Source organism: Chryseobacterium echinoideorum, assembly GCF_007474535.1.
GTDB lineage: Bacteria > Bacteroidota > Bacteroidia > Flavobacteriales > Weeksellaceae > Chryseobacterium > Chryseobacterium echinoideorum.
The window spans coordinates 247,719-263,434 of the sequence record NZ_VKNW01000003.1 but is presented as its reverse complement, the minus strand read 5'-3'; the positions used below and the strand labels follow the sequence as shown (position 1 = coordinate 263,434).

The 15,716-nt window shown below is 34.6% G+C and carries 17 protein-coding genes; 4 read left to right on the top strand and 13 right to left on the bottom strand.

The features are described 5' to 3' along the window. Window positions 1-178: 178 nt before the first annotated feature. The 5 genes from accC to pdxA all read right to left on the bottom strand — a co-directional run bounded on the left by accC (window position 179) and on the right by pdxA (window position 4,205). Window positions 179-1,534: an acetyl-CoA carboxylase biotin carboxylase subunit gene (gene accC / locus FOL89_RS05255; protein ID WP_144281797.1), complete on the bottom strand. Its 1,356-nt coding sequence runs from the start codon at window positions 1,532-1,534 to the stop codon at window positions 179-181. A gap of 104 nt (window positions 1,535-1,638) precedes the next feature. Next, window positions 1,639-2,121 (bottom strand): acetyl-CoA carboxylase biotin carboxyl carrier protein, encoded by a 483-nt coding sequence (gene accB / locus FOL89_RS05250; RefSeq protein WP_144281796.1) that lies wholly within the window; start codon window positions 2,119-2,121, stop codon window positions 1,639-1,641. Window positions 2,122-2,246: 125 nt separating this feature from the next. Continuing rightward, window positions 2,247-2,450, bottom strand: a complete 204-nt coding sequence (gene rpmF / locus FOL89_RS05245) for a 50S ribosomal protein L32 (RefSeq protein ID WP_007843326.1) — start codon at window positions 2,448-2,450, stop codon at window positions 2,247-2,249. A gap of 59 nt (window positions 2,451-2,509) precedes the next feature. Continuing rightward, window positions 2,510-3,034, bottom strand: coding sequence for a YceD family protein (locus FOL89_RS05240; RefSeq protein ID WP_144281795.1), 525 nt, complete (start codon window positions 3,032-3,034; stop codon window positions 2,510-2,512). 79 nt (window positions 3,035-3,113) lie between these two features. Beyond that, window positions 3,114-4,205, bottom strand: coding sequence for a 4-hydroxythreonine-4-phosphate dehydrogenase PdxA (gene pdxA, locus FOL89_RS05235; protein WP_144281794.1), 1,092 nt, complete (start codon window positions 4,203-4,205; stop codon window positions 3,114-3,116). Between the two features lie 47 nt (window positions 4,206-4,252). Here pdxA and FOL89_RS05230 point away from each other — a divergent pair, with 47 nt between their 5' ends. The 3 genes from FOL89_RS05230 to FOL89_RS05220 are packed head-to-tail and all read left to right on the top strand — an operon-like array spanning window position 4,253 to window position 6,994. Then, a complete protein-coding gene (locus FOL89_RS05230; RefSeq protein WP_144281793.1) occupies window positions 4,253-4,849 on the top strand; it encodes a riboflavin synthase in 597 nt (198 codons plus the stop codon). Continuing rightward, a complete protein-coding gene (locus FOL89_RS05225; protein WP_144281792.1) occupies window positions 4,839-6,293 on the top strand; it encodes a sensor histidine kinase in 1,455 nt (484 codons plus the stop codon). The genes FOL89_RS05230 and FOL89_RS05225 overlap by 11 nt, the downstream gene beginning before the upstream one ends. Beyond that, entirely contained in the window at window positions 6,293-6,994 is a 702-nt protein-coding gene (locus tag FOL89_RS05220) for a tRNA1(Val) (adenine(37)-N6)-methyltransferase (RefSeq protein ID WP_144281791.1), read from the top strand. Before FOL89_RS05225 ends, FOL89_RS05220 begins: the two co-directional genes overlap by 1 nt. A 47-nt stretch (window positions 6,995-7,041) precedes the next feature. Here FOL89_RS05220 and FOL89_RS05215 read toward each other — a convergent pair whose 3' ends face one another. Both FOL89_RS05215 and rpmH read right to left on the bottom strand, forming a co-directional pair. Continuing rightward, window positions 7,042-7,752, bottom strand: coding sequence for a cell division ATP-binding protein FtsE (locus tag FOL89_RS05215; RefSeq protein WP_144281790.1), 711 nt, complete (start codon window positions 7,750-7,752; stop codon window positions 7,042-7,044). 154 nt (window positions 7,753-7,906) lie between these two features. Then, entirely contained in the window at window positions 7,907-8,065 is a 159-nt protein-coding gene (gene rpmH / locus FOL89_RS05210; RefSeq protein WP_034679005.1) for a 50S ribosomal protein L34, read from the bottom strand. A gap of 272 nt (window positions 8,066-8,337) precedes the next feature. Here rpmH and FOL89_RS05205 point away from each other — a divergent pair, with 272 nt between their 5' ends. Next, window positions 8,338-9,345 (top strand): DHH family phosphoesterase, encoded by a 1,008-nt coding sequence (locus FOL89_RS05205; protein WP_144281789.1) that lies wholly within the window; start codon window positions 8,338-8,340, stop codon window positions 9,343-9,345. 28 nt (window positions 9,346-9,373) lie between these two features. On the opposite strand, the gene FOL89_RS05200 is transcribed toward FOL89_RS05205, so the two are convergent. The 6 genes from FOL89_RS05200 to tilS all read right to left on the bottom strand — a co-directional run bounded on the left by FOL89_RS05200 (window position 9,374) and on the right by tilS (window position 15,666). Next, window positions 9,374-10,168, bottom strand: coding sequence for a patatin-like phospholipase family protein (locus FOL89_RS05200; protein ID WP_144281788.1), 795 nt, complete (start codon window positions 10,166-10,168; stop codon window positions 9,374-9,376). Then, window positions 10,169-10,951 carry an alpha/beta fold hydrolase gene (locus FOL89_RS05195; protein ID WP_144281787.1) on the bottom strand — a complete coding sequence of 261 codons (783 nt, stop codon included), beginning with the start codon at window positions 10,949-10,951 and terminating at the stop codon, window positions 10,169-10,171. 10 nt (window positions 10,952-10,961) lie between these two features. Further along, entirely contained in the window at window positions 10,962-11,486 is a 525-nt protein-coding gene (locus FOL89_RS05190) for a hypothetical protein (protein ID WP_144281786.1), read from the bottom strand. 66 nt (window positions 11,487-11,552) lie between these two features. Beyond that, entirely contained in the window at window positions 11,553-12,074 is a 522-nt protein-coding gene (locus FOL89_RS05185; protein WP_144281785.1) for an ExbD/TolR family protein, read from the bottom strand. Between the two features lie 195 nt (window positions 12,075-12,269). Continuing rightward, window positions 12,270-14,339, bottom strand: a complete 2,070-nt coding sequence (locus FOL89_RS05180) for a protein-disulfide reductase DsbD family protein (protein ID WP_144281784.1) — start codon at window positions 14,337-14,339, stop codon at window positions 12,270-12,272. Between the two features lies 1 nt (window position 14,340). After that, window positions 14,341-15,666 carry a tRNA lysidine(34) synthetase TilS gene (gene tilS / locus FOL89_RS05175; RefSeq protein WP_144281783.1) on the bottom strand — a complete coding sequence of 442 codons (1,326 nt, stop codon included), beginning with the start codon at window positions 15,664-15,666 and terminating at the stop codon, window positions 14,341-14,343. Between the last annotated feature and the right edge of the window lie 50 nt (window positions 15,667-15,716).

Genomic DNA, 15,716 nt, shown 5'->3' with positions numbered 1-15,716 from the left:
GAAGATTAAGATTGAATGTTTCCAGATTGTAGAAGGATATTATATTAAAAGCTTATAAATCAGTAATGTTTTGTAAGGTGCTGACCAATGATAGTTTTTATATCTTTTTTTATTCTGATATTTTTTAACAAAAAAACCGCCTCAATTTGAGACGGTTAAATTTTATCAAAATATAATCTTAATGATTATCATATTTTTTGTCCATTACAAAATCTTCCATGAATTTTGTAGTGTAATTTCCTGAAAGATATCTTTCGTCCTCCATCAACTGTCTGTGGAATGGAATAGTGGTTTTCACGCCTTCAACATAGAACTCTTCCAAAGCACGTTTCATTTTTGCAATCGCTTCTTCTCTTGTCTGAGCTGTTGTGATCAGTTTTGCAATCATGGAATCGTAATTGGAAGGAATTGTATATCCCGAATAAACGTGAGTGTCAACACGGATTCCGTGTCCTCCCGGAATATTTAAGCCTGTAATTTTTCCCGGTGAAGGTCTAAAATCAGTATAAGGATCTTCCGCATTAATTCTACATTCGATTGAATGTAGTTTCGGATAATAATTGATTCCTGAAATCGGAGTTCCTGAAGCTAATAAAATTTGCTCACGGATTAGGTCATAATCTACAACCTGCTCTGTAATCGGGTGCTCTACCTGAATTCTCGTATTCATTTCCATGAAATAGAAATTTCTATGTTTGTCAACCAAAAATTCGATGGTTCCCACACCTTCATAGCCGATAAACTCAGCAGCTTTTACAGCCGCTTCACCCATTTTTTCGCGAAGTTCATCCGTCATAAATGGGGAAGGAGTTTCTTCTGTCAGTTTCTGATTTCTTCTCTGAACCGAGCAGTCTCTTTCAGAAAGATGGCAGGCTTTACCGTATTGGTCACCTGCAACCTGAATTTCAATATGTCTTGGTTCTTCAATAAGTTTCTCCATGTACATACCTCCGTTTCCGAATGCGGCAACTGCTTCCTGAATTGCAGACTCCCAATGTTCTTTAAGATCTTCTGCTTTCCATACGGCTCTCATTCCTTTTCCACCGCCACCTGCAGTTGCTTTGATCATTACTGGATATCCGGTTTCTTCAGCAATTTTTACAGCGTGTTCGTAAGATTCAATCAATCCGTCAGAGCCAGGCACACAAGGTACACCCGCTGCTTTCATGGTAGCTTTAGCATTAGCTTTATCTCCCATTTTTTCGATCTGCTCCGGAGAAGCACCAATAAATTTGATGCCGTTTTTCTGGCAGATTCTTGAAAAGTTGGCGTTTTCTGATAAGAAACCGTAACCTGGATGAATCGCATCTGCATTGGTAATTTCTGCAGCTGCAATAATATTTGGAATTTTCAGGTATGAATCTTTACTCATTGCAGGACCTATACAAACCGCTTCATCAGCAAATCTTACATGAAGACTGTCTTTATCCGCAGTTGAATAAACTGCAACGGTTTTGATTCCCATTTCTTTACAAGTACGTAAGATACGCATTGCAATTTCGCCACGATTGGCAATTAATATTTTTTTGAACATCTTCTTTAATTTGAAAATTAGATAATTTGAAAATTAGACATGAGTACGAAACTTAAAAGTTAGCTATCTAACTTCTAACTTCTAACTTCTAACTTCTAACTAAATTATGATGGGTCTACCAAGAATAAAGGTTGATCGTATTCTACAGGAGTAGCATCGTCTACCAAAATCTTAACAATTTTTCCGCTTACCTCAGATTCGATCTGATTGAATAATTTCATGGCTTCGATAACGCAAACTACTTTTCCGTTAGAAACTTCGTCACCAACATTTACGAAAACATCTTTATCTGGTGATGGCTTTCTGTAGAAAGTTCCGATCATTGGAGATTTGATGGTTACATATTTACTATCATCTGCAGCAGCCTCTGTTTTTTCTACAGCAGCAGGAGCCGCCGGAGTGACAGGAGCCGGAGCAGCTTGTTGTGGAGCGGCCTGATACATTGCCGGCTGAGCAACATAGCTTACCTCATTGCCTCCAAGTGGAGTTTTAATAGTAATTTCGAAATCTTTAGTTTTATATTTTACTTCTGAAACTTCAGCTTTAGATACAAACTTGATAAGATTCTGTATGTCTTTAATGTCCATAAAATTGATATTTGATTTGCTGCCAAAGATACCAAAAAAACATAAAAAACAACAAAAAACCGCCAAATTTTATCAAAATTGAGCGGTTTTTGTATTAAATTGAGCGTTTTTGATGAAATCAGCTCTTAGTTTTCTTCAGTAGTTGCTACTTCTTTTTCCAATACTACTTTTCCTCTGTAGTATAATTTACCTTCATGCCAGTGAGCTCTGTGATAAAGGTGAAGCTCACCTGTTGTAGCATCTTTAGCTAATTGAGGAACTACAGCTTTGTAGTGAGTTCTTCTCTTATCTCTTCTTGTAGACGACTGTCTTCTCTTTGGATGTGCCATTTTCTGATAACTTTTTTAATTGATGAGCGATGAGATTCATCATCTCATCATTAAACTATTTAATTTTTATTTTTTAAATTTTTTAGTGCGTCCCATCTTGGGTCACTTTTGGGTTCTTCATTCTCTTCAGGTTCTTTTGGACTGAATTTTTCAAGAATTTTTAAATCTTCTTCGCTGAGATCAGGAGATATTTTTTTCATAGGTATTGCCAAGGCTACATTTTCGTAAATAAGCTGTGCTACGTTGAAATCGTGATCGCTGGCAGGAATGGTAATCACATCCTCTTCGCTGTCATCGTACTCTTCTCCAAACTTTACCAGAATATCAATCTGATTTTCTACAGGATGGCTGAAAATTTCACTTGAAATATCACATGTCAAATCTACTGTACCATTCACCTTTATCTCAAATTCTAAAAAAGTAGTATGCTTATTAAGCAAAACATCTACTGCTACTTTAGGATTTGTAAATTCCTGTTCAGTCTCAAATAATTGAAAGAACTCTTTATCTATCTCAAATTTGAACTCGTGTTTTCCGGTTTTTAATCCCGAAAAGCTTATGTCATAGTTTCTTAACTTGTCCATAAAATGAGTGTGCAAAAATATGCATTTTTTTTAATATTACAAATAAATTCAAACAAATTATTTTATTTGTTTTTCATATTCAAATTTCTGTTTCTATAGGCAGATCTTCGTCTACACCATTGTCTGAAGGCATTCTTCTTGGTTGCAGTCTGTTGCTCATCAAATCTTTATGGTCATTTCTGTTGTTAAAGATTTTGATAGCAGTAAAAATAGCCTCCATAAAACTTTGTTCATCGGCCATGTTTTTTCCGGCAATATCATAAGCCGTTCCGTGATCGGGAGATGTTCTGATGAATGGAAGTCCTGCGGTGTAGTTTACTCCTTCTTCGTAAGCAAGCGTTTTAAACGGAGCCAGTCCCTGATCGTGATACATGGCTAAAACAGCGTCGTAATTTCTGTATTTTTCCGGCTGAAAAAAGCTGTCAGCAGGAAACGGACCGAAAGTAAGGATTCCATGGTCGGAAAGTTCTTTGATTGCCGGAGAGATGATTTCAATTTCTTCATTACCTATCACACCACCGTCTCCGGAGTGAGGATTGAGTCCTAAAACTGCAATTTTTGGTCTGGAAATAGAGAAATCTTCTATCAGGCTCTGATTAAGAATTTTAATTTGTTTCTTGATTTTTTCTTTCGAAATGTTTTCTGCAACCTGAGAAATAGGAATATGATGTGTGGATACAGCAACTTTCAAATCTTCAGTTACCAAAAACATCAAACCTTTTTTATTGAATTTTTCTTCAAAATATCCGGTGTGTCCTGCGTGTTTGAAGCCCATTTTTACCATTTCATCCTTATTGATGGGTGCTGTTACCAATACGTCAATTTCTCCTTTAATCAAAGCTTCGGTTGCGGCTTCCAGAGAATCTATAGCCATTTTGGTAGACTCCTCGGTGGGATTTCCGAGTTCTACATTCACGTTTTCTTTGGTAAGATTTACCATATTCAGCTTTCCGTTTTGAGCTTGGGAAGCTTCTGTAATATAGTTAAAATTAATATTTAACTTAAAAATGTTTTTCTGATACGTAAATAATTTTCCCGAGCCAAAAATAACCGGAGTAAAAAAATCTGTAATGGTTTTGTCTTTCAGACATTTCATAATGATTTCCGGACCGATGCCGTTAAAATCACCTATTGAAATTCCTACTTTTACTTTATGGTTTTTTGAGCTCATTTTGATTATCTTTGAAGATTATAATTTACAAATTTAGCAAAAATAATATGTTCACAGGAATTATTGAAGCAGTAGGAGTTATTGAAAAAATACATGAGAACGGAACCAACATAGATTTTACACTCAGCTGTCCTTTTACGCAGGAGCTAAAAATAGACCAAAGTCTTGCTCATAATGGATGTTGCCTAACGGTAGTTGATATCAAAGCTAATCAATACGTAGTAACAGCCATTAATGAAACTTTAGAAAAAACCAACTTAGGAAAATGGCAGGTTGGAAGCATTGTGAATCTAGAGCGTTGCACAATGATGAACGGAAGGCTTGATGGGCATATTGTGCAGGGTCATGTAGATAAAACTGGTGAGATTATCAGTATTGAAAACAAAGATGGCAGTTATTTTGTTACTGTAAAATATGATTCAGAAGGTAACTTTGTTACGGTTCCCCAAGGTTCAATTACCATGAACGGAATTAGCTTAACGGTGGCAAAAAGTGAGGATTATCAATTTTCAGTAGCCATCATCCCTTACACTTGGGAATTTACCAATATGAAAACATTAAAAGTTGGAGATAAAGTCAATCTTGAATTTGATATTATCGGTAAATACATTACAAAACTAATTGGCAGGCAGAATGGCGTTTAATATTTATAAAGGATATAGTTTAAGAAACCGGGTTTTTTTCGGTTTTTTGCTGGTTTGCCTTTTGAGTGTTGCTGCATCTTCTCTTGTTCCTTATTTTGTTTTGCGAAATAATGCGCTTCAGCAAAGTAAAATTGATATGCAGGAGAAAACCAATGCTGTAATACGTTTTCTAGATTATGCCGTAAGTTCCTCTACTATTCAGACTAATGATCTGCAAACCGTTTTAAAGAATAAAATCTTTGAAATTGCTGATATTAATCAGCATGATATTGCAATCTATGACCTTCATGGGAACTATCTTGTTTCTAATAAAGATAATGATGTAATTTTAAGAAAAAAAGTTCCGCTGAAAATCGTCAATAAGATTTTATCAAACGGGGCAAGATATGATGTCCGTGGATATGATGAATCTAAAGATGCGGTATACACTTCATCGTATTTGGTTCTTAAAAATAATGTTCTTGAGCCTATCGGTATTGTATATATTCCTCTGTATCACAATGAGTCAGCGTATTTGGATGTGCTTCATAAATATGTATTGTACATTTTGATTGTAGATCTTCTTCTTATTGTTTTTAGTATATGGCTCAGTTGGGTAACCTCTAATAATCTTGCTAAAAATATCACCAAGTTTTCTGATATGATTACAAGAATCACTCTGTTTGAAAACGAAATGCGCCCTATTAAATATTATAAAAACGATGAATTGAATGCTTTGGCGCGTGCTTATAACCGAATGATTCTCCAGATTCAGGATCAGAAAGAAAGACTTCGCTTTAAAGCATCTGAAGAAGCATGGCGTGAAATGGCGAAACAGGTTGCTCACGAAGTAAAAAATCCGTTAACACCAATGAAGCTTACCATTCAGAATTTCGAAAGGAAATTTGATCCTGAAGATCCGAATGTAAGAGAAAGAGTAAAACAAATGAGCAAAACCATGGTGGATCAGATAGATGTCATTGCAACGGTAGCTTCTGCATTTTCTGAATTTGCCAAACTTCCGGAGAAAAATAATGAAGTAGTAAATCTTAATGCAGAAATTGAAGATATTCTGAGGGTGTTTAATGATGATCAAATTTTTATTCATGCGAATAAGAACAACATCATGATGACGATTGATAAAGTTTTTCTTTCAAGAATCATTACCAACTTGGTTACCAATGCAAAACAGGCAAAAAGTGATGATAGGGAACTCATGATTAATGTTGATTTGGAACAGCATCAGAGAAGAGTGATCATTTCTGTTCAGGATAACGGAACAGGCATCCCGGAAGATGTTTTTGAAAGGATTTTTGAACCCAATTTTACATCTAAAAACAGTGGAATGGGATTAGGGCTTTCTATGGTTCGCAAGATGGTGGAAGATTACAAAGGGGAAATTACTGTGAAATCTGAAGTAGGAAAAGGCTCTACATTTACAATTACTTTACCTACGAATTTATAGTGAAGTCTTTTCGTTTTAAACAATTTGAAATTCAACAATCTAAAGATGTTTTCCGGGTGGGAACAGATGGAGTGCTTCTCGGAGCTTTTTCCGATGTTGTTAATGCTTCTCATGTTTTAGAAATTGGAACCGGTACCGGTTTGATTTCTTTGATGCTCGCTCAGAGGAATTTGTCTGCGCAATTTTTAGGAATTGATATCAACGAAGAAGCTGTAAACCTTACCGAAATTAATTTTGAAAGATCACCTTTTGCATCAAGATTAAAAAGCAAATGTCAAGATTTTAAATCCTTCGAAACGGAAAATAAATTCGATTTGATTGTTTCAAACCCTCCCTATTTTGAAGCTTCTGATTCTGAAAGAGACAAATTGGCAAGACAGACGGTCGAGTTAAATTTTATTCAACTAATATCCGGCTCTGCGAAATCATTATCTGAAAAAGGAATCTTATCGGTCATTATTCCGGTAGAATCTGGAGAGGGCTTTATAAAGACAGCAGCAGAATATGATCTACATTTAGTAAGGGAAATTAATATCCGAGGAATAAAAAACTCAAAAATTAAAAGGGTGATTCTGGAATTTTCTTTAGCTGAAAAAATATTGCAGCAGATTGATTTTACTATAGAAAAAAGTCCGAGAATTTACTCGGACGAATATCTTGAACTCACCAAAGAGTTTCATGTTTTTAAAAAAGAATTTTGAAGTTAGATTTTAGTAAGATCATAAACTCTAAATTTCTTAATTTTTTATTATTCAAATAATTCTGAAGTATCTAAAACTGAAACCTTCCCGTCTTCGCATCTTATGGCTTCTCCCGGGAAATTTTGAATCATGTGATAATCATGGGTTGCCATTACTACTGCAGCATGATTGTCTTCCGCTACTTTTTTCAGAAGGGTCATGATTTCATTAGAAGTTTCAGGATCAAGATTTCCTGTAGGCTCATCTGCAAGGATCAGATCAGGATGATTCAGTAAAGCTCTTGCGATGGCAATACGCTGCTGTTCTCCGCCTGAAAGCTCGTGTGGCATTTTGTGTTTCTTTCCTTTCATATTTACGCTGGATAGAACCTCATTGATGCGTTCGTCAATTTTATGCTTATCGTTCCAGCCTGTTGCTTCCAAAACAAATTTCAGATTTTTTTCTACCGTTCTGTCTGAGAGAAGTTGAAAATCTTGAAAAACAATACCTAGCTTTCTCCTTAGATTCGGGATGTCTGAAGCACGAAGCTTGGCAAGATCGAAGCCTACCACTTCACCTTTTCCCATTGCTAAAGGAATATGACCGTAAAGCGTTTTCAGAAGAGAGCTTTTTCCGGAACCGGTTTTGCCGATTAGGTAACAGAATCTTCCTTTTTTTATATTTAGATTCACATCGGAAAGCACCGTGAAATTTTTTTGGGCAATTTTTGCATTCTGCAGGTGGATGATGCTGTCTCCGGAGATATTTGTATGTGGCATAATCTTGTTTTTAAGAAGCTTTTCAAAAACTTTTTTTAAGATTTTAAAAGTAAAAAAAGATACTTTAAAAACCTAAATAATTAGCAAATTTTAACAACAAAAAATGCCTGAAAAAGTACTTTTCAAGCATGATTTGTATATTGTAACTAAAGAATTATCTTTTAGCTCTTGCAGAACTTACAGTAAGGCTTTTTCTGCCTTTAGCTCTTCTTGCAGCCAAAACTCTTCTTCCGTTTGGCGTAGACATTCTTTCTCTGAAACCGTGTTTGTTTCTTTTCTTTCTTTCTGATGGCTGGAATGTTCTTTTACTCATTACTATATGTTTAAATCGTAATTATCTATTATTTTTTCAGGTTGCAAAGATATAGAATTTTTTATAAGATACAAATTTCTTTACTTTTTTTTTAAAATTCTCATCTCTTTTTTATTTGAAGTTAAATTATTAAAAATGAATATTATTCTGTGTTGACGGACGATTATTTAAAACAATAGTTCTATAATTATAGAATCATTTGTAAAAGTTTTTAAGTAAAAACATCTCTTGTTTTTAAAAACTTTATCTTTGGAAACTCAAATTTAAAGAAAATGTTTACACCTGCAGAGCTTTTAGAAATCAATACACTCCTTGTTCCGAAAAATAAAATCGTGATTCTCACTCATTATAATCCGGATGGTGATGCAATTGGCTCAAGTTTAGGATTAAAGCATTATCTGAAAGTAAAAGGTATTGAAGCGGATGTAATCGTCCCCAACGACTTTCCGAAATTTCTCAAATGGATACCCGAAGCTAAAAAAAGTATTATAGGAGAATATAAAAGGAAATGGGCTTCTGATCTTATTTATGAGGCAGATGTTATTTTCTGTCTAGATTTTAATTCACCTTCAAGAATCGGACTTTTAGGGGATTGGCTGATGAAAGCCAAAGCAAAAAAAATTCTTATTGATCACCATCAGCAGCCTGAAGATTTTGATTTTGTTTATTCTGATACTGTGATTCCGGCAACCTGTCAGATGATTTATCATTTTATTGAGGCAATGGATGACGAAAAGCTTGTCAATAAAGATATTGCAGACTGTTTGTATACCGGAATTATGACTGATACAGGTGGATTCCGCTTTCGCTCTACCAGTGCGGATACACATAGAATTGTCGCAAATTTGATCGAAAAAGGAGCAGATCCTTCTGTTATTACTTCCAATACATGGGATACCAATACAGTTTCCCGACTTCATTTGCTGGCTTTGATTTTAGGTAGGATAGAAGTGGTAAACAACGGAACAGTTGCCGTTTTATACCTTACCAGAAAAGAATTACAGGAATACGGTTTTCAAAAAGGTGACACGGAAGGTTTTGTCAATTACGGTTTGAGCATTTTAGGAGTGAAAATGGCAGCTTTTTTCATGGAAGACCTATATGAAGACTTTATAAAAATATCTTTCAGAAGCAAAGATGATATGGATGTTAATCAGTTTTCGAGAAAGTACTTCAACGGCGGTGGTCACATCAATGCAGCAGGAGGGAAATCTTATGAAAATTTAATGGATACTATTGAAACTTTTAAAGAGAAAATAGAAACTGAAGAAAGTTTGTAACTGACAAAGAAAGTTGAAATATGCTGAATCAGTAAACTCGTTGATATCCTTTTTCTTCCAATTCCTTGCAAGTGTATTCGTAAACTTCCTGAAACATGACATCCAGAAATTTTTTATTAAAAAGACTGAATTTGGTCATTTTAGGCGGATCCAGAAATATGTCGCATGATTTAGCTTTAGAATAAACAGATTTGGCGATGGCAAGATGCAGGATCCTATCAAATTCTTTCATCAGACTCATGTTTTCAAGTTTGTCATAGTTGATGGAATTTACATGTGAGCCAATCAGAAAATCGCATTTATCAATGATAGGTTCTATAGGAAGATTGTCTAAAACTCCGCCGTCAACATAAATTTTCTGACCGATTTTTACAGGTGGTAAAACAAAAGGAACACTTGATGAAGCCAGAAGCGGAGCAAACAATTCTCCTTTTGAGAAAAAATCTACAATCCCATGCGTCATTTCCGTAGCGGCAATATAGATGGGTATTTTCAAGACTTTAAAATCATCTTCGGGAAAATGATCTGTAAAAAGTTTAAGGATAAATTTGGAACTGAAAATTCCGTTTTTTGAAAGTTTTAGATAAGATCTGGAAAAAAAAGTAGTTTGTTTTACGATTTCAAACATTTCGTCCGGTGTTTTACCTAACGAATAAAATGCGGCAACAATAGAACCTGCGCTCGTTCCTGAAATAATATGAGGTTTCAGATTATATTCTTCCAGAGCTTTCAGGACAGCAATATGGGCAATTCCGCGCATTCCGCCACCCGATAATGTAAGACCAATAACTGGTTTCTTTTTTTTGAAAGAGAATAATCCCATTTAAAGAATAAATTTTTTCGGAAGATGATGAAGCAGTTCTGTATTGATGATTTCAGCACAGATTGATGGTTTTTCCCAGTGACCATTGTGTCCGCAATCCAGAATATAGGATTTTATGTTGGTTCTGTCCGGAAGATTTTTTATCATTGTTTCGGTTTTGACTGCATTGTCATGTTTTCCGGCAATCACCAAAATTTTAGAATCAAGTTTTTCAAGAATCTGTTTCCTGTCCGGTCTTTCTACCATTCCTTTTACACAGGCTAAAGCTCCGAGGTTATTGGTAGAAAGGGCAGTTTCAAGAGCGGTTTCTATTTTGCCTTCAAGCACGTCTCTTTCGTTGGGATTAAATAAATTGGGAATTCCCGCTTTTGCATAATGTGTGAAAGCATCTTTTATGATACGGTAACTTTTTCTGCGCTGCTCTTTCTTTTCTTCGTCATCTGCTAAAAAAGTTGAGAAAAATAAGGTTAAAGTTTTCAGGTATTCAGGGAACTTTTCAGCAAATGCAAGGGAGACATATCCTCCCATTGAATGCCCTAGAAGATGAAAGCTTTTTATGTTTTCCTGATCCAGAACTTTTTTTACCTCATCTGCCATCAGTTCCATAGTGTGTACTTCTGCAATGGTTTCAGACTTCCCGTGTCCGGGAAGATCTACTTTAAATAAAGTAAAATCTTTGGAAAGGTTTTTTTCCAGATCATTCCATATAGAGATATTTTCCATAAAGCCATGAAGCAAAACAAGGGTTTCTTTTCCTTCTCCCTTTTTTTCAAAATTGAGCATAAGTTACAATTTAAAAGTGAATGTCAATGTAGTCTACAAATCCCGAACCGTTTACCATATCCTGCAGACGATAAGTTTTCCCTCCATTTTTAGACATAAAGGTTTTAGTCCCTTTTCGGATGTAAGGTTTACCATTATCATTTACAGAGATTTTTTGTATGATTTCTCCTGTGAAATTCATGTGTTTTGGCGAAACAACCTGAACAAAACCTTTAATATTGACCGAATTTTCTCCTGATTTTATACTTCCCGACAGGTTATAATTATCCCTTTCTCCCTCAATTTTATCAAAAGTTACAGTGCCTGAAATGGGATTGAATGCCTGAGTTTCATAAGTGAAACGGTGGTTTCCGCTGAAATCTCTGAAACGATTTTTGCTGTTGAGCATTCTGATGCTGTCATTACGTTTTGCTATATTGATTGAATCAGAAATTTTCAGGCTGTCTTTTTGTTGATTAAGGTTTTCGTTTGAACTTTTTTTTGAGCATGAAAAACTAATGGTAAAAATGATTGCCGAAATGATTATTTTTTTCATTCGAAATAAAAATTATTCTCAAATTTAAATAAAAAAAAGAGCATTCTGAAAAATGCTCTTATAATTTTATTTTATCATGTCTTCGTAAACTTTCTTTTCCCAGTTTTTGATATCGGCAATTCCGTACCGGTCTTTTTTTGCGAGCGAAATATTATCCATCATATCCACAAAATTTTTGTAATTAGCTTCATCGGTGGGTTTGACAATAATGGTGAAAATTTCTTTTTTCGGAGCATTTTCATACGCCTGAGAAATGATTTTGGCAACCTTGATGCCATTATAATCGGTTTCTGTTAAACCTGATTTTTCAATGTCCTTTTCATTGCTTTGATGATAAAAAATACGGTTGTTTTTACCGATAATAAAAGTGATTTGATTTTTATCACCAATTACATTGGTCGGTTCAACAGGACCTTTTGCGGGTAAGCCAAGATCCATCACATTAGGTTTTGTAAAATTCGTGGTAAACATAAAGAAAGTAATCAGGAGGAAACCTAAATCTACCATCGGAGTCATGTCTATACCGATTCTTTTCTTTCTCTGACGGGATTTTCCGCCTTGCTTTTCTTGGGCAATAACTTCAGCCATAATTCAGTTTTTTAATGTTAAATAAATTTTAATGAAACACAGTTTCATCTGAATTTTGAGCAAAGTTTATACCTAAATTTTATTTTAAATGTTAAATAAATGATTTTATTGAATTTTATAAAATATTTTAAGTTTAAAATTAAAAAAGCCTTATCAAATAGACTGATAAGGCTGTAAATGTGTAAATCGGAAAAATTATTTTTTATTTTTAAAATAATTAACTCCGCATTCAAGGAATTTCTTGAATTTCTCTTTTTCCATATATCCTGAAACAGGATTGTTGATCACTTTTCCGTCAGGAGTTAAAAGAACATAATGAGGCTGGGAATTGTTATTGAAATTAGCCGTCTGAAATAAGCTCCATCGGTCACCAATGGTTTTTACTTTCTTCACTTGTCCGTCACCCAAATCAATTTTGGTTTTCTGATCTTCAGGAAGTTCTTCTTTGTCATCTACATATAGCGATGCAAGAACAACATCGTTCTGTAGTATTGGAAGAATATCGGGTTCGCTCCATACAAACTCTTCCATTTTGCGACAGTTTTCGCAACCATAACCGGTAAAGTCAATTAAAATTGGCTTGTTTTCTTTTTTGGCTAATTCTATGGCGTTAAAAAAGTCATGTTCAGGCTTCATTCCCAAAATTCCGTCTTTTTCATCATGGAAATAACTTACATTCAGCGGAGGTAAAATTCCGCTCAGTAATTGTAATTTTGGTCTTTCAGCAGGAATTAATCCTTGAATGAGATAAATTACGAAACCTATTCCTAAAACTCCGATAATCTTTCTTGTTGTAGAAATTTTGGGCTTCTTGTCATCATGTGGAAATCGTATCAATCCGAATAAATAAATGACTAATCCAATTGCAATGATAATCCAGATCGCAATGAATAACTCTCTTTTGATAAGGAATGTTTTAGAAACCAAGTCAGCTTTTGATAAGAATTTTAAAGCTAAAGCGAGTTCTACAAATCCTAAAACTACTTTTACAGTATTCATCCACCCTCCTGATTTTGGAAGGCTCTGTAAAGCTTGCGGGAATAATGCCAATAATCCAAAAACGATTGCCCAAGCTAATCCGAAACCTGCCAAAGCAAACGTCAACAGCATAGGAACATTTGCAGAACCTGTAATTGCACTTCCCAGTAAACTTCCCAAAATAGGACCTGTACATGAGAAAGAAACGATCACCAAAGTAAGAGCCATAAAGAAGATACCGATCATTCCGCCTGCTTCTTCTGCCTTTGAAGATTTGTTAGCAATTGAACTTGGTAATGTAATGTCATAATATCCGAAAAAGCTTCCGGCAAAGAAAATGAAAATCAAAAAGAAAACAATATTCAGCCATACATTGGTAGAGATTTCGTTGAAAATATTTCCTGCAATTCCATCGATCAAATGAAAAGGAACACTCAATAAAACAAAAATCAAAAGAATAAAAAATCCATAGATGATGGCATCTCTTTTTCCTTTTGCCGGATTTTTATTTCCTTTGGTGAAGAAAGAAACCGTAAGCGGAATCATTGGAAAAACACAAGGAGTAAGCAAGGCAATCAGCCCTCCGATAAATCCTAACAATAAATAAGTCCAGTAATTTTCACTGATTTTTGACGAACCTGTTCCGCAATCGGTCAAAGGATTGGCAATGTCAATTGAGGAAATCTTTAATTGTTTTGGGTCGAGTTTAGCTGTTTCAATGGGAGTGATTTCCGTTGCTGCAGATTTTTCAGGCAGAAGTTCCGTTGCTACTATGGAGTCTTTTGCAGGCTCCGTTTTTTCCTCGTCTACAGCTGTAACAGCTACGTCTTTTGGAGTGATTTTTTGATTAAATTCTAATGTATTAGGAGCTAGACAAACTCTGTCGTCACAGGTTTGATAAGTAATCTCTGCAACAACATCTCCGGCTTTTGCAGGATCTTTAAGCTTAAATTTTTGCTTAAAAGCAACATTTTTAGAATAATATGCAATTTCGCCACCAAAAGCTTCGGAAAATTCCTGAATTTTTTTTCCGACTTCCACTACTTTTCCTATAGGAACAATATTCTGTCCGGACAATATTACCTCTGTAGGAATTGCTGTATCATCGGGAATATCCTTTGAATTGATATGCCATCCGCTTTCAAGTGTGGCGTTCAGAACGGCTTCGTATTGGTTGTCGCCGAGTTCGTTGATTGTAAATTTGAATTTGACAGGGTTTTTGATCTGTGCATTAATCACTGTTGCGAAGAACAGAAAAATTAATAAAAACCAGTTTTTGAATTTCATGCTACTTTTCATAAAAAATGGTGAGAATTGTCTTGGTTTTCTCGTCTTTTGCGTATCTTTTATCTTGTCTGAAAGGAATTATTCCTAATACATCATCATTGCCGTCAGTCAGAAGCCAGATTTTTTGCTTGGCTAAATTAGACAATTTTTCATCTTTAAAAAACTTGGAAACTTTCTTTTTTCCTGAAAAATGAACAGGGTAGAAGAGATCCCCTTCTTTTTTCTTTCTTAACTTAAGAGGAAAACTTATTTTTTCAGCATCAAACAACCATGTGAAATGTTTATTAATCGTCTCTGTCTCTGAAATTAGATGAAAAAGATCAATAGCTAAATCTTTTTGATATTTATTTACAGCATTGGTTAAAATGATTTCTGAATTTTTTTGTGTGTTACAATCTAGATTGATTAAAATCAGCTCATCCCTGTTGATGAGCAATTGATAATTAGAAGAAAAGAAATAGCTTCCTGTTTCTGCAGTAAAAATTTTATTTATTTCATCAGGTTTATTGAAACCATATTTTTTCAGAATTTCAAATTTTACAAAATCACTTTCTTGATGTAGTTTTTCTTTATCTAAAATTATATTTTCTTTAGTTGAAACTAAAATTTGACTTTCAATCTGCTCGATCTGCTGCTGAACAAAGTCTTTGGTTTGATTCAGATAGAATAATGATTTCTGAAAGTTTTTCAGAAAATGATGATGAGTTTGCAAAAGTTTGGGAACAATTTCATTTCGAATTTGGTTTCTAAGATAATCACTCTTTTTGTTGGAAAGATCTTCCCGAAATTGAACCTTATTCTCTTTGGCAAAATCATAAATTTCTTCTTTTGTAAAATTTAAAAGAGGTCTTATGATGTTGTTGTCATTCATTGGAATTCCGGTCAAGCCATTTATTCCAGAAGCTTTAGATAAATTAATAATAAAAGTTTCCAGCTGATCATTCAGATGATGTGCCGTAACTAAAAAATTGAGATTTTCTCGTTGTTGAATCTGTTTAAAAAAATCGTATCTCAGTTCTCTTGCCCAAAGCTGTATAGAATTTTCGGGCTTTTGATCTTTTTCTGAAACTTCATATAAATGAAATTTAATATTGTTTTGTACACAGAAATCTTCCACCGTTTTTTGATCAAGGTCAGAATCTTTTCCACGTAATTTATAGTTAACATGAGCTACCTGAAAAGAGTAGCCGGAAATTTGTAAAGTTTTAAACAGATACAATAAGACCATAGAGTCTGCACCTCCACTTACGGCTAAAAGATAGCTTCCTTTCCCGGGAGTTTTTATAAAACTCTGAAGCTGGTTTTGGAACGATAATTGTGTAAGCATAGTGCCTGGGATTTCTTTTTAAGCAAAGATAATCCTTATTATTAAAATGA

Excerpts from the sequence above, each read along its gene's own strand:
- accC (WP_144281797.1), bottom strand. The coding sequence starts at position 1,534 with ATGTTCAAAAAAATATTAATTGCCAATCGTGGCGAAATTGCAATGCGT.
- accB (WP_144281796.1), bottom strand. The coding sequence starts at position 2,121 with ATGGACATTAAAGACATACAGAATCTTATCAAGTTTGTATCTAAAGCT.
- rpmF (WP_007843326.1), bottom strand. The coding sequence starts at position 2,450 with ATGGCACATCCAAAGAGAAGACAGTCGTCTACAAGAAGAGATAAGAGA.
- FOL89_RS05240 (WP_144281795.1), bottom strand. The coding sequence starts at position 3,034 with ATGGACAAGTTAAGAAACTATGACATAAGCTTTTCGGGATTAAAAACC.
- pdxA (WP_144281794.1), bottom strand. The coding sequence starts at position 4,205 with ATGAGCTCAAAAAACCATAAAGTAAAAGTAGGAATTTCAATAGGTGAT.
- FOL89_RS05230 (WP_144281793.1), top strand. The coding sequence starts at position 4,253 with ATGTTCACAGGAATTATTGAAGCAGTAGGAGTTATTGAAAAAATACAT.
- FOL89_RS05225 (WP_144281792.1), top strand. The coding sequence starts at position 4,839 with ATGGCGTTTAATATTTATAAAGGATATAGTTTAAGAAACCGGGTTTTT.
- FOL89_RS05215 (WP_144281790.1), bottom strand. The coding sequence starts at position 7,752 with ATGCCACATACAAATATCTCCGGAGACAGCATCATCCACCTGCAGAAT.
- rpmH (WP_034679005.1), bottom strand. The coding sequence starts at position 8,065 with ATGAGTAAAAGAACATTCCAGCCATCAGAAAGAAAGAAAAGAAACAAA.
- FOL89_RS05205 (WP_144281789.1), top strand. The coding sequence starts at position 8,338 with ATGTTTACACCTGCAGAGCTTTTAGAAATCAATACACTCCTTGTTCCG.
- FOL89_RS05200 (WP_144281788.1), bottom strand. The coding sequence starts at position 10,168 with ATGGGATTATTCTCTTTCAAAAAAAAGAAACCAGTTATTGGTCTTACA.
- FOL89_RS05195 (WP_144281787.1), bottom strand. The coding sequence starts at position 10,951 with ATGCTCAATTTTGAAAAAAAGGGAGAAGGAAAAGAAACCCTTGTTTTG.
- FOL89_RS05190 (WP_144281786.1), bottom strand. The coding sequence starts at position 11,486 with ATGAAAAAAATAATCATTTCGGCAATCATTTTTACCATTAGTTTTTCA.
- FOL89_RS05185 (WP_144281785.1), bottom strand. The coding sequence starts at position 12,074 with ATGGCTGAAGTTATTGCCCAAGAAAAGCAAGGCGGAAAATCCCGTCAG.
- FOL89_RS05180 (WP_144281784.1), bottom strand. The coding sequence starts at position 14,339 with ATGAAATTCAAAAACTGGTTTTTATTAATTTTTCTGTTCTTCGCAACA.
- tilS (WP_144281783.1), bottom strand. The coding sequence starts at position 15,666 with ATGCTTACACAATTATCGTTCCAAAACCAGCTTCAGAGTTTTATAAAA.